At 41.4% G+C, this 12665-nt stretch carries 16 protein-coding genes and 1 riboswitch; of the genes, 12 read left to right on the top strand and 4 right to left on the bottom strand.

Annotation, left to right across the window (positions count from 1 at the left end; translation table 11 throughout):
• The first annotated feature begins 55 nt into the window (after positions 1 to 55).
• Together safA and KVT11_RS13295 are read left to right on the top strand one after the other, a co-directional pair.
• Positions 56 to 1252, top strand: a complete 1197-nt coding sequence (gene safA, locus KVT11_RS13300) for a SafA/ExsA family spore coat assembly protein (RefSeq protein ID WP_008342774.1) — start codon at positions 56 to 58, stop codon at positions 1250 to 1252.
• Between the two features lie 133 nt (positions 1253 to 1385).
• A complete protein-coding gene (locus tag KVT11_RS13295) occupies positions 1386 to 2006 on the top strand; it encodes a YhcN/YlaJ family sporulation lipoprotein (protein WP_171465625.1) in 621 nt (206 codons plus the stop codon).
• Between the two features lie 46 nt (positions 2007 to 2052).
• Here the strand turns inward: KVT11_RS13295 and KVT11_RS13290 are convergent, their stop codons facing one another.
• Entirely contained in the window at positions 2053 to 2685 is a 633-nt protein-coding gene (locus tag KVT11_RS13290; RefSeq protein WP_025207714.1) for a LysE family transporter, read from the bottom strand.
• A 238-nt stretch (positions 2686 to 2923) separates the two neighbouring features.
• Positions 2924 to 3033: riboswitch (TPP riboswitch) on the top strand.
• A 126-nt stretch (positions 3034 to 3159) separates the two neighbouring features.
• On the opposite strand from KVT11_RS13290, the gene thiC reads away from it, so the two are divergent.
• On the top strand, positions 3160 to 4920 hold the full coding sequence (thiC, locus tag KVT11_RS13285) for a phosphomethylpyrimidine synthase ThiC (RefSeq protein WP_041090967.1): 1761 nt from the start codon (positions 3160 to 3162) through the stop codon (positions 4918 to 4920).
• Positions 4921 to 4952: 32 nt separating this feature from the next.
• Here thiC and KVT11_RS13280 read toward each other — a convergent pair whose 3' ends face one another.
• A complete protein-coding gene (locus tag KVT11_RS13280) occupies positions 4953 to 5102 on the bottom strand; it encodes a hypothetical protein (protein WP_008342763.1) in 150 nt (49 codons plus the stop codon).
• A gap of 192 nt (positions 5103 to 5294) precedes the next feature.
• Here KVT11_RS13280 and KVT11_RS13275 point away from each other — a divergent pair, with 192 nt between their 5' ends.
• Positions 5295 to 5477 (top strand): hypothetical protein, encoded by a 183-nt coding sequence (locus KVT11_RS13275; RefSeq protein WP_008342761.1) that lies wholly within the window; start codon positions 5295 to 5297, stop codon positions 5475 to 5477.
• Positions 5478 to 5509: 32 nt separating this feature from the next.
• On the opposite strand, the gene KVT11_RS13270 is transcribed toward KVT11_RS13275, so the two are convergent.
• Positions 5510 to 6154: a serine/threonine protein kinase gene (locus KVT11_RS13270; protein ID WP_017367714.1), complete on the bottom strand. Its 645-nt coding sequence runs from the start codon at positions 6152 to 6154 to the stop codon at positions 5510 to 5512.
• Between the two features lie 226 nt (positions 6155 to 6380).
• On the opposite strand from KVT11_RS13270, the gene KVT11_RS13265 reads away from it, so the two are divergent.
• The 7 genes from KVT11_RS13265 to yajC all read left to right on the top strand — a co-directional run bounded on the left by KVT11_RS13265 (position 6381) and on the right by yajC (position 11409).
• Positions 6381 to 6893, top strand: a complete 513-nt coding sequence (locus KVT11_RS13265) for an intercompartmental signaling factor BofC (protein WP_171465624.1) — start codon at positions 6381 to 6383, stop codon at positions 6891 to 6893.
• Positions 6894 to 7040: 147 nt separating this feature from the next.
• Positions 7041 to 7646, top strand: coding sequence for a Holliday junction branch migration protein RuvA (gene ruvA / locus KVT11_RS13260; protein ID WP_017358123.1), 606 nt, complete (start codon positions 7041 to 7043; stop codon positions 7644 to 7646).
• 11 nt (positions 7647 to 7657) lie between these two features.
• A complete protein-coding gene (gene ruvB / locus KVT11_RS13255) occupies positions 7658 to 8662 on the top strand; it encodes a Holliday junction branch migration DNA helicase RuvB (protein WP_007501501.1) in 1005 nt (334 codons plus the stop codon).
• Positions 8655 to 8855 (top strand): DUF2905 domain-containing protein, encoded by a 201-nt coding sequence (locus KVT11_RS13250; RefSeq protein ID WP_008342752.1) that lies wholly within the window; start codon positions 8655 to 8657, stop codon positions 8853 to 8855. The genes ruvB and KVT11_RS13250 overlap by 8 nt, the downstream gene beginning before the upstream one ends.
• Positions 8856 to 8889: 34 nt before the next feature.
• Positions 8890 to 9918, top strand: a complete 1029-nt coding sequence (queA, locus tag KVT11_RS13245) for a tRNA preQ1(34) S-adenosylmethionine ribosyltransferase-isomerase QueA (RefSeq protein ID WP_007501498.1) — start codon at positions 8890 to 8892, stop codon at positions 9916 to 9918.
• A gap of 31 nt (positions 9919 to 9949) precedes the next feature.
• On the top strand, positions 9950 to 11095 hold the full coding sequence (tgt, locus tag KVT11_RS13240; RefSeq protein ID WP_008342748.1) for a tRNA guanosine(34) transglycosylase Tgt: 1146 nt from the start codon (positions 9950 to 9952) through the stop codon (positions 11093 to 11095).
• A gap of 47 nt (positions 11096 to 11142) precedes the next feature.
• Complete coding sequence (gene yajC, locus KVT11_RS13235; RefSeq protein WP_003216659.1) at positions 11143 to 11409, top strand: preprotein translocase subunit YajC; 267 nt, start codon at positions 11143 to 11145, stop codon at positions 11407 to 11409.
• A 49-nt stretch (positions 11410 to 11458) separates the two neighbouring features.
• Here yajC and KVT11_RS13230 read toward each other — a convergent pair whose 3' ends face one another.
• Positions 11459 to 11836 carry a TIGR04086 family membrane protein gene (locus KVT11_RS13230; protein WP_007501492.1) on the bottom strand — a complete coding sequence of 126 codons (378 nt, stop codon included), beginning with the start codon at positions 11834 to 11836 and terminating at the stop codon, positions 11459 to 11461.
• 165 nt (positions 11837 to 12001) lie between these two features.
• On the opposite strand from KVT11_RS13230, the gene KVT11_RS13225 reads away from it, so the two are divergent.
• Positions 12002 to 12664: a DUF421 domain-containing protein gene (locus tag KVT11_RS13225; protein ID WP_056705838.1), complete on the top strand. Its 663-nt coding sequence runs from the start codon at positions 12002 to 12004 to the stop codon at positions 12662 to 12664.
• Position 12665 lies beyond the last annotated feature (1 nt).

Raw genomic sequence — 12665 nt, 5'->3', positions numbered from 1 at the left:
TATTGTACTTCTGACATAACCGCTACGTTCACGTTTTGCATAGGAGGGGAAAACGTTGAAAATTCATATTGTGCAAAAAGGAGACTCCCTTTGGAAAATTTCAAAGAAGTACGGAGTCGACTTTCAAGAATTGAAAAAATTAAATTCGCAGCTCAGTAATCCAGATTTGATCATGCCAGGAATGAAAATCAAAATTCCATCTAGTGGTGTTCCTGTAAAAACCGATCATCACAAAGCAAAAGAAATGCCAAAAGCAAAAGAACACCCGTATGTAAAAGAAAAGCCAAAGGATGTCGTGCAAGTTCAAGATACGAAGCCGAAGGAAAAGCCGAATGAACCGGTACCTTATGTGCCACCAGTACCAAAGATTGAACAGCCAGTTTTTCCACAAGTTGATGTAAACTATTATCAGACGAATCTCTACCAGCCATTCACGCCTCCTCCGAAAAAAGAACATCATGAGAAAAAAGATCACGTTCATGAAAAGAAAGATCATGTTCATGAGAAAAAGGATCATAAAGATCACAAGGACCATTTTCATCATGAAAATAAGGATCATTTCAAAGATGAAGTGGCAAAGGGATATGATCCATTCATTCATATCCCACATCAAAAAGAGGAGGGAAAAGATATGGAACATAGTAATTACCCAAACCTTCCTAATTTCCCGCAAATGCCGAATGTTGGAGGGGCAGCAGTAGGGGGCATGGCTGAAAATAAAGAGCATCACCACCATCATCAAGAGTCATATGATCCTTATTATGGTTATGGTCATTACATGCCAGCAATGTATCCATATCCGCAGCAAATGGTACCCGCTTCTCCTATATTACCGGGATCAGGCCTTTGTTATCCGGTACAGCCGTATTATCACCATCACATGATGCCGTACCCTTATCCGGCGGCTCAGCCGTATTACCCTGCGTATCAAGCACCAGCTTATTACGGTGAAAATCACGAGCATCATGCAAACGACGGGCATCACTGGCACCACCATATGCATCCAAATGCAGGAGCGAATGCGAATGCCAATGCCAATCAAGGCTTTTATCCAAACGCTCCAAATGAAGCATATGGCAAGGAAGACTGCGGATGCGATGATGGTATGAAGCATCATCAACCATGGCCTGGACATTATCCAAACCCTGTTCCATATGGTCAAATGGGTGCTTATCCAGCTCAGCCTTATATGCAGCAGCCTTATCAAAACCCATCTGTCTTTGCAAGACCAGAAGAAGACGAAGAAGATTAATGACACAAGGGACGATCTCAATCGTTCCTTTTTTTGTTTATAACTGACAGCTTGTTTTTGTCCTCAACTGTACATGCTAAAACAGAGCCTGTTTTGCGCTCATGAGATTCAATTTGTACAGGGGGTTTTTCGTTTGAGACAAAAATGGCAAAAAACAATCGCCTTAGTGCTTCTACCTATTGGATTAACGGCATGTGGTACAAATAACAATGCGGGTGTAGATACACGTCATAATCAATCTGGCCAGCCAGTTGGATACCACTCCAATCAACAGGCAACAGACAACAATCAAGATCATCAAGGACCGGTTTCTGAGCTTATGGAGGGAATGAACGGAAGAAATACAACGAATGTTGATGATCGTTCACGCCCTACACAGGATCAAGTGAGGATGCCACTTACTGGTGGAGATGGACGCTACAGTCATGGAGATATGAACTATCATAACCAAATGTCGTTCTCTGGCTACGATAAACAAGAGAACATCCAGCGTTCAAGAAAAATCGCCAACCGAGTAAACAAAATGAACCATGTGACAGACTCACAAGTCATGGTGACGGATGAAAATGTGTATATTGCTCTCAAAACAGATGGGCGCTTGAAATCAGAGGGTGTATCACAAGTAGAAGAAGCAGCGACTCGTTATGCAGATGGAAGAGCAGTCCAAGTCATTAAAGACGAAGGCGCATTTACACGCTTCAGAGATATGAGAAAAACGCAATTTGAAACAGGTCAGACAGGCATGACCCGATAGGCTGGAATAAAAAAGGCTAAAGTTCATGAAGAACTTTAGCCTTTCTTTAAAAATAAACTTTGATCCCGATATAAAATTCATAAAAGAAATAACAGCCAAATCCAAGTAATAAAATACCGGCAACAATGGATGTCCACTTAATCATTGTTCGATTCATCACTTTTCTTGTTAGGGAAACAATTGTGAGAAGACCGATGTCATGAAGAAGAATCCCTGCCAAAATACCCGCAGCAGCCAATATAAATTCAGATGAATTTGTATTCGTATAAGCATCTGCTAGTACAGCGCCAAACACAGATACCCAGAAGACAAGGTTTCCAGGGGATACCGCGACGAGCAGCCCATTTCGGTATGTTTTAGCGAATGATTTATTCACTTTTTCTCCTGCTAAATGGATGTCTTGATCCGCATTTTTAATCGAATCGTAGGCAAGAATCATTAAAAAGATGGCACCGATCAGCCAGAGCGGAATTTGGATAAAGGGCAAAGATAAAAATTGAGCAAATCCAGCATATAAAGCCAAGATGAGCAATATATCGATGGTCATACCACCAGCGCCTACAGTTAATCCATGAAAGAATCCGTTTTTTAATCCCTGCTTTGTCATTTCAACCGTGATCGCTCCAACAGGTAGAGCAATTGAGAATCCAACGACGATAAATGTAAGAAATGTTTGCAATCGACTAGAACTTCCTTTGAATCATGTTTGTATAAAAATTCTCCGTTTAGATTAATTATACATACTAGGAGAAAAGGATCAATGATTATTTCTGATTTAATCGAAATGAGAGAGATAAATCGTGTATAGAAAGATGTATATCGTGAAGAGCGTGTATTCATTGTAGGGGAAAGGAACTATTTTCCTGAAACTTCTTTTTTTCATTTCTCAGCTATGCTACACTGTTGTGGAAATCAATATAAGTGACTAGGGGTGCCCGGAAATGCGGGCTGAGAGAGAAGACAAGCTTCTTAACCCTTTGGACCTGATCTGGCTCGTACCAGCGTGGGGAAGTTGAAGATGATACATGTGCCATATGAATGGCATACATGTTTTTTTCTGACGACGAAACCAGGTTCTTTACATAGAATCTGGTTTTTTGCTGGTGCTGATTCCATCCTGACCGGTCACACGAAAAGAAGGAGAGAACAGCAAATGAATGAAAAGACAAATGTTCCATCAACGCAATCTTTATTATCAAACTTTGAAGGCAGTCGAAAGGTATATGAACAAGGCTCGAGACCTGACATTTTGGTGCCAAAAAGAGAAATCGTGCTCACAAATACAGTGACACAAGCAGGTGATATCCAAAATGAACCGATTCGTGTGTACGATACAAGTGGACCGTATACAGATGAGGAGGCTCATATTGATGTCACAAAGGGATTAAAGCGCCTGAGATCAGCATGGATTAAAGAAAGAGAAGATACTGAAAGCTATGAAGGGCGTCAAGTAAAGCCAGAAGATAATGGATATCGCTTGAACGGGAAAGAATCCTTTCAAGCTGCCCAGACAGAATTTCATCATGTGCCGCTCCGCGGGAAACAAGGTGCTTGTGTGACGCAAATGCATTATGCAAAAAAGGGCATCATTACGCCTGAAATGGAGTTTATCGCTTTGAGAGAACAGCTAAGTCCTGAGTTTGTTAGAGAGGAAGTGGCTAGTGGGAGAGCGGTCATTCCAGCGAATATCAACCATCCTGAAAGTGAGCCGATGATCATCGGAAAGAATTTTCACGTGAAAATTAATGCGAATATTGGCAATTCAGCTGTGACATCGTCCATTGAAGAAGAGGTGGAGAAGATGACATGGGCAATTAGATGGGGGGCAGATACGATGATGGACCTGTCTACAGGAAAGGACATTCATACAACGAGAGAATGGATTATCCGCAATTGCCCAGTCCCAGTAGGAACTGTCCCGATTTATCAAGCACTTGAAAAAGTGAATGGAATCGCAGAAAATTTGACGTGGGAAGTATACCGAGACACATTAATTGAACAGGCAGAGCAAGGGGTTGACTACTTCACCATTCATGCGGGCGTCCTGTTAAGGTATATTCCGCTCACAGTCGACCGGGTCACAGGAATTGTTTCCAGAGGCGGAGCCATTATGGCAAGATGGTGTCTCGCTCATCATCAAGAGAACTTTCTGTATACCCATTTTGAAGAAATTTGTGAAATCATGAAAACATATGACATTGCCTTTTCGCTTGGGGACGGGCTCAGACCTGGATCCATTGCGGACGCAAATGACGAAGCGCAGTTTGCAGAGCTGGAAACGTTAGGGGAATTGACAGAGATCGCTTGGAAACATGATGTACAGGTCATGATTGAAGGACCTGGTCATGTTCCAATGGATAAAATCAAAGAGAATGTCGATAAGCAGATGGAGATATGCAAAGAGGCACCTTTTTATACGTTAGGCCCTCTAACAACAGATATTGCACCGGGATATGATCATATTACATCCGCAATCGGTGCGGCGATGATCGGCTGGTACGGAACAGCCATGCTGTGCTATGTGACACCAAAAGAGCATTTAGGTCTGCCGAACAAAGAAGATGTAAGAGAAGGCGTCATCGCTTATAAAATTGCTGCACATGCAGCTGATGTAGCAAAAGGACATCCTGCTGCTCAAAAGCGTGATGATGCCTTATCAAAAGCGAGATTTGAATTCAGATGGCGGGATCAATTTCACCTGTCACTTGACCCAGAACGAGCGCTGGCATTCCATGATGAAACATTGCCTGCTGAAGGTGCTAAAACCGCTCATTTCTGTTCCATGTGTGGACCAAAGTTTTGCAGTATGAAAATATCCCATGACATCCGCAACCAATCAGAAGAAGTGAAAAGAGAGATGGAGAAGAAGGCAAAAGAGTTTATCAGTCAAGGAAGTCAAATCTACCAATCCTAAAAAAAACCTCGCACTCCTCTAGTGCGGGGTTTTTATAAAACGGCTGAAATGGCTTTTCTCACGAGGTGCAAAAATGCTCTAACTGCAATCGCCATCGTTTCAATACTTGGGATGAGGGCATCTGTTAAATGAAACAGGACTGTTTGTCTCTCTGGAGATGTTCGTTTTTTCTTTTGTTTCATAAAGGCAGTCTCCTTTTCATTCAATATACTTCTTTTGAAGAGTATATAGATAGATATGTTGTGCGAATTTAAACAAAATTTAAACTTCTTGTGTTTAGAAGGAAAGAAGCAGGGGAAACGGATTGAATAGAGAATGAATGAAAAGAGCTGACCGATCCGGTTAGTGAACAAGACAGAGTGGAAGGTGATCTTATGATGAAAGTATTTAAGGTAACATTTCATATGAACAATGGGGAAGTGCTCGATTTCGAGCTGAAACGTCCAGCTACCTATGATGTGTATAAAAAAATTGAGGAAGCCAATCATTGGTTTAAGCTGAATAATGAAATCATTAACCTATTAAATGTGAATAGTATCCATGTAGAAACAGAATAAAACGAAAAGCCGCTCAAAGAGAGCGGCTTTCATTATGCAGTAAAATCATTTCGATTGTTCAGCTGACCTCGAGACAGCCAGTTTTTCTTATACAAATAGGCAATCACTTCAAGCCACAGACGCGGCGCTTTTTTAGGGAAAAAAGGTTTTTGATAATAGGCGTATGCAGCTTTTAAATCATCCCATTGATGACATGTTTTCGTTTGCGTGAAGCGGGCGACGTCAATGACCCTGACGCGGCCATCCTTTGTTAAAATTAAATTTCGCAGATGAATATCAGAAGGATTTAAACCTTTCGCGCGTGCTTCTTCCAATGCATCATCTACTTGTTCAATCATTTGTTTTTTGATCGGAATTCCTTTTGTCAGGCATTCATAGAAAGTATAACCTTTAATATATTCCATTAAAATATATTGATCCCCAGACTCGTAAATCTCAGGATAATAGGAGGAGCCGGAAAGTTTTTCATAAATTGCAGCCTCTTTGCGGGCGATGTTTCGATAAGAAGGAAAAAAGACTTTTAACGCCATTTTCTTGCCGTCTTTTTTGTATGAAAATACATAGGCACTTCTTCCTTTGCCGCACAGCTCAAGCTCAGCCGGTTTAAAGACGAGCTTATTAAAACGCTTTTCTTCTTGATACTGAATCGATTCGGCTAATCTTTTGACATCTGACATTGACTTCACCTTCTTTGGTTTCAGTTTATGCGGCTGAAAAACGAATGATGAAAAAACCATGTGATTCGGTAGAGCAATGGATTGTATAAAACATAACATTTACGCACGAAGGATACAACGAAAGACGCTCAATATGTGTCAAGACATCGATTTGGTTAATGTTTAGCAAAATGGGTCAAACTACATATGTCATGCATCGATCTTATGTTCTAAAGAGGTGTAAATAGTGAAAGTGAAAATAAAGTATTTCGTTACAGGGCTTATCATGACAAGTGTACTCTTTTTCGCTCTTGATATGGAAGCAGCAGAACACTTGCAAAAAGAGTCAAAAACCATCAACGTTCAGCTTGAAAAGGTCTATCTAGACGGCGATGTAAGTATTGAAAGACAGCGGGCATCATTAGAAGACAAAGACACATTTTGGGCCAAGTATAAGGGCTGGACATTGGTAGAACAGCGAGAGGATTTTGCCCTTTTTAGAAAGCAAATTGACGATATATCGCCTTTGAGTAAAGCAAATGGATATATCGGATTATCAGAAGACGGCGTGATTTCTACGTTTCATGGAAGGCCTGACGGGTGGACGGAGCCTATTCATCTCTTTTTTCAAATTGATACGTCCCGCTTGGAAAGTCATGTAGAGCAGCAGCTTGCACAAGGCATTCCGTTTCGAACAAAAGATGAATTTGAGCATGTGCTTGAAGTCATGAAACCTTACCGAAATGAACAATCGTTTTAATCGTATGACAGCTTGCTGGTGTGAAGACCGCAAGCTCTTTTTCATGGGTTGACGATGAAAAAAGGCTGAGCGAACGTATGTTAACTTTTATTACGGTTTTCTCTTCGATTTATGTTACAATGGAGAACAGTCAAAGAGGTGAAAACGGTGATAGAGTTTGTAAAAGGGACCATTGATTATGTGTGCCCGCAATATGTTGTCATTGAAAACGGCGGAGTGGGATATCAAGTCTATACCCCAAATCCGTTTATCTATCGAGTAACAAAACAAGAAACGATTTATACGTATCATTACATAAAGGAAGACGCTTTTTCGTTATATGGATTTCAAACACGAGAAGAAAAAGCGTTGTTCACAAAACTGTTAAATGTCACAGGGATTGGACCGAAGGGTGCGCTTGCGATTCTTGCTTCCGGTGACCCTGGCGCTGTCATTTCAGCGATCGAACGAGAGGATGAAGCTTTTCTCATTAAATTCCCGGGTGTTGGCAAAAAAACAGCACGTCAGATCATTCTAGATCTGAAAGGGAAGCTCGCAGATGTGGTGCCTGAAATGATAGGAAACTTATTTAACCACGAGGATCATATCCAGATTGAAACGCAGCAAAGCGCTTTAGATGAAGCGGTTGAAGCCTTAAGTGTCCTTGGGTATGGTGATCGTGAAATCAAAAAGGTTCTTCCTTTATTAAAAGAAGAGAAGAATCTTACAACCGATCAATATGTGAAAAAAGCTTTACAAAAAATGTTGAAATAGGGTGATGTCTCATGGATGAACGGCTCGTCTCAACTGAAGCAGACAACCATGAATCAGCCATTGAGCAAAGTCTGCGTCCACAGACGCTTAGTCAATATATTGGCCAGCAGAAAGTAAAGGATAATCTCAGCGTATTTATTGAAGCTGCACGAATGAGGCAGGAAACGCTGGATCACGTTCTTTTATATGGACCGCCGGGACTTGGGAAAACAACGCTTGCGTCGATCATTGCCAATGAAATGAATGTTCAGCTGCGTACAACGTCTGGACCAGCGATTGAACGCCCTGGCGACTTGGCGGCGATCTTAACATCTCTTGAACCTGGCGATGTTCTGTTTATTGATGAAATTCATCGCTTGCAACGTTCAATAGAGGAAGTGCTATATCCAGCGATGGAGGATTTTTGTCTAGATATCGTGATTGGAAAAGGAGATACAGCACGCTCTGTGCGGCTTGATTTACCGCCATTTACGCTTGTAGGTGCTACAACCCGTGTTGGGCTTTTAACAGCGCCGCTTCGTGATAGGTTTGGGGTTCATGCAAGATTGGAATACTATGAGCAAAGAGATTTGGCTCACATTGTAGCAAGAACAGCCGAGCTGTTTGAGATTGGGATCGACATTCGTTCAGCTGAAGAGATTGCAAGAAGATCTAGAGGTACACCGAGGGTCGCCAATCGTCTGCTCAGAAGAGTAAGAGATTTTGCGCAGGTGCTTGGAAATCATGCGATCACGCAAGACATTGCAGAAGATGCTCTTGAGCGTCTGCAAGTTGACAGACTCGGACTTGATCATATCGATCATAAACTGCTTTTAAGTATGATTGAAAAATTTAGAGGCGGTCCTGTTGGACTTGATACGATCTCAGCGACAATTGGAGAAGAATCACATACGATTGAAGATGTGTACGAACCGTATTTACTGCAAATTGGTTTTCTGCAAAGAACACCAAGAGGGCGGGTCGTCACAAGAGAAGCGTATGAACATTTTCATATGGAGGTTCCGATTCGTGACTGAATTCCCTAAAATGTTGATGATTTTAGGTGGTGTCCTTTTTGCCGCAGGTTTAGTGTTTCAATTGGTTGGGAAACTTCCAGGCGATATTTTCGTGAAAAAAGGGAACGTAACGTTCTTTTTTCCTGTGATTACATGCATTGTCATTAGCATCGTCCTAACCATTTTACTCAATGTCTTCGGACGGATGAAATAACGTTAACTAGTTAACTACAGAATAGGTGAAGGAAATGAAGTTAGAACTATTTGATTTTGATTTACCAGAAAGATTGATTGCACAAGTGCCGCTTGAAAAACGAGATGCATCAAGACTGATGGTCTTAAATAAACAAACAGGTGACATCACACATGATACATTCTCGCAAATCACAGATTACTTTCAAAAGGGTGATTGTCTCGTTTTAAACAATACACGTGTATTACCTGCACGTCTGTTTGGAACGAAAGAGGATACGGGTGCTAAAGTGGAGCTGCTTCTTTTGAAACAAGAAGAAGGAGACAAATGGGAAACGCTCGTGAAACCAGCAAAACGTGTGAAAAACGGAACAGTCATTACATTTGGTGATGGACGATTAAAAGCGGTATGTACAGAAGAACTGGAACATGGCGGAAGAAAAGTTGAGTTTCAGTATACAGGCATTTTTTATGAAGTACTTGAATCCTTAGGTGAAATGCCGCTGCCTCCGTACATTAAAGAGCAGCTTGACGATCGTGAGCGTTATCAAACCGTCTATTCCAAAGAAGTTGGTTCCGCTGCTGCGCCTACTGCCGGTCTTCACTTTACAAATGAACTGCTAGATGCTCTTAAAGCAAAAGGAGTGCATATTGCGTTTATTACGCTCCATGTTGGGCTTGGCACATTTCGACCGGTCAGTGCTGAACGCATTGAGGAACATGAAATGCACGCAGAGTTTTACGAAATGAATGAAGAAACGGCAGAAGAGCTTAATCGCGTGCGCAAAGAAGGCGGGCGAATTATTTCAGTCGGAACAACTTCGACAAGAACGCTTGAAACCATTGCAAGTGCTTATGATGGTGAATTCAAAGCGTCAAGCGGATGGACGTCGATTTTTATTTATCCAGGCTATACATTTAAGGCAATTGATGGCATGATCACGAATTTCCACCTGCCAAAATCGTCTTTAATTATGCTTGTCAGTGCATTAGCTGGACGAGAACACGTCCTAAAAGCGTACAATGAGGCTGTAAAAGAGGAATACCGATTCTTCAGTTTTGGCGATGCCATGCTGATTCAATAACATTATACAACAAAGACAGGAGGGCTCATTTTTGTCGCAATTACCGATACGTTATGAGTTCATTAAATCATGCAAACAAACAGGTGCACGTCTTGGACGCGTTCATACACCGCACGGCTCCTTTGAAACACCTGTATTTATGCCAGTTGGTACACTGGCTACAGTCAAAACAATGGCGCCTGAAGAGTTAAAAGCAATGGAAGCAGGCATCATTTTAAGCAATACGTATCATTTATGGCTGCGCCCGGGGCATGATATTGTCAAAGAAGCAGGCGGCCTGCACAAATTTATGAACTGGGATCGAGCGATTCTAACAGATTCAGGCGGTTTCCAAGTGTTTTCTTTGAGTGAATTTAGAAAAATTGAAGAAGAAGGCGTTCACTTCCGTAATCACTTAAATGGAGATAAGTTGTTCCTTTCTCCTGAAAAAGCGATGGAGATTCAAAATGCGCTCGGCTCAGATATTATGATGGCATTTGACGAATGCCCTCCGTATCCAGCAGAGTACGATTATATGAAACGTTCTGTAGAGCGGACAAGCAGATGGGCAGAGCGCTGCTTAACAGCGCACCAGCGTCCAGAGGATCAAGGGCTGTTTGGCATTGTGCAGGGCGGAGAATACGAAGAGCTTCGTAAACAAAGTGCAAAAGATCTTGTTTCACTTGATTTCCCAGGCTACGCCATTGGAGGTTTATCTGTTGGTGAACCAAAAGATGTGATGAACCGTGTGCTGGAGTTCACAACGCCATTTTTACCGGATGACAAGCCAAGATACTTAATGGGTGTTGGCTCACCAGATTCATTAATTGACGGCGCGATTCGCGGTGTCGATATGTTTGACTGTGTATTGCCGACGCGAATTGCCAGAAACGGTACGCTCATGACAAGTGAAGGACGCCTTGTTGTGAAAAATGCTAAATATGAGCGTGATTTCAGACCAATCGATGAAAACTGTGACTGCTACACATGTAAAAATTACACACGCGCTTATATTAGACATTTGATCCGTACAAATGAGACGTTCGGAATTCGATTAACAACTTATCATAATCTTCATTTTCTGTTAAAATTAATGGAGCAAGTGAGAGAAGCTATCCGTGAGGATCGTTTAGGTGACTTTAGAGAAGAGTTTTTTGAGCGTTATGGCTTTAACAAACCGAATGCGAAAAACTTTTAACGCATAAACGAAAAGCTTTACAATGCTTTAGAAAGGGGTGAGATAGAATGGATGGTGGTATGGGTTCAATCATTATGATTGTTGTCATGTTTGCTGTGCTTTACTTCTTGTTAATCCGTCCACAGCAAAAGCAACAAAAAGCTGTGCGTCAGATGCAGCAATCTTTATCAAAAGGCGATAAAATCGTCACAATCGGTGGTTTACACGGTGAAATCGACTACATTGATGAATCAAAAGTGGTCATTAAAACAAGCGAAAACAACCGTTTAACTTTCGACCGACGTGCTATTAGAGAATTAGCTGACAAAGGTTAATCCTCCAATACATAGCGATAAAAAAAGAGCGATATCATTCGCTCTTTTTTTATTTGCCCCGAAGATTAACGCCAATCATTCCCCCTAGCATACAAATTCCCAAAAAGGCTGCATGATAGATGAATTGTTCTGGTGAAAAGGTTTCTCCAAACCCTAAATATTGAAATAAAAAGACAGTGAGTGAAAAGATAAAAGAGGTCATGGCGCCAATGAGCCAGCCTCGTTCCTTTGCTTTCCCTCCAGAAATCATTCCTCCTAGAAAAAGTGCCGCAAAGGACAAGATCATGATCATCCATTTAAACGATGATTCCTGCATACTTGTGAAGGTAAGCATCAGTGATACAAGTAAGCTTGTCACAATCATCACGACAAAAATAGCAATTAAGCCAGATAAAATGCCTTTTCCTATTTGTTTCGTTTCCTGCATGTGATTCGTCTCCTCTCCAATTGACCGAAGCTTGTCTTTTACTAAAATGTATTCACGGAGAAGAAAAAATAGACATGTTTCTCGTGATAAAAACCGAGGCTTTCTTTTCTACATAAATAAAGTGTTTTGACACAAGCTATGGTGGAGAAGGAGGGTTTACATCATATGCAGGACATCTTAATTATCTCCATGAGAACGATCATTTTATATTTTCTCATTTGGTTTATTTTTCGTTTAATGGGCAAAAGGGAGATTGGGGAACTGAGTATTTTAGATCTTGTTATTTTTATGATGATCGCTGAAATTGCGGTGCTCGCCATAGAAGAAGTTGAGGATCACATGTTACATACAGTATGGCCGATCCTGCTGTTAACCTTCATTCAAATCACCCTTGCCTATTTGTCATTAAAATTTCAAGGTGTCCGTCGTTTTCTCGACGGTAAGCCGGCCCTGCTCATCATCAACGGAAAAATAGACGAGGGTGCGATGAGAAAACAGCGATACAATTTTGATGATTTGCTGATTCAATTAAGAGAAAATAACATCGATAGTATCCAGGATGTCTCATATGCCATCTTAGAGCCTTCAGGAAAGCTCGCCGTTGTTGAAAAAGAAAACAAGCGCAAACATGCAGCGCTTGAGCTCCCGCTTATTGCAGACGGTGTGGTTCAGCATGATCATCTCAAGCAGATCAACCATGATGAACAGTGGCTGATAAAGGAGCTTGTCAAAAGAGGCTATCATGACATCGAGCAAATCTCTTACTGCAGCTTTAATCAGAAGGATTTTTATATTGATTTGAAAGATGAAGTGATCAAGAAAGAATGAG

It is taken from the genome of Bacillus sp. GbtcB10 (genome assembly GCF_019091365.1).
Taxonomy (GTDB): domain Bacteria; phylum Bacillota; class Bacilli; order Bacillales; family Bacillaceae; genus Bacillus; species Bacillus altitudinis.
Note: the sequence above shows the minus strand (reverse complement) of the source record. Positions and strands in the feature narration are given on the sequence as shown.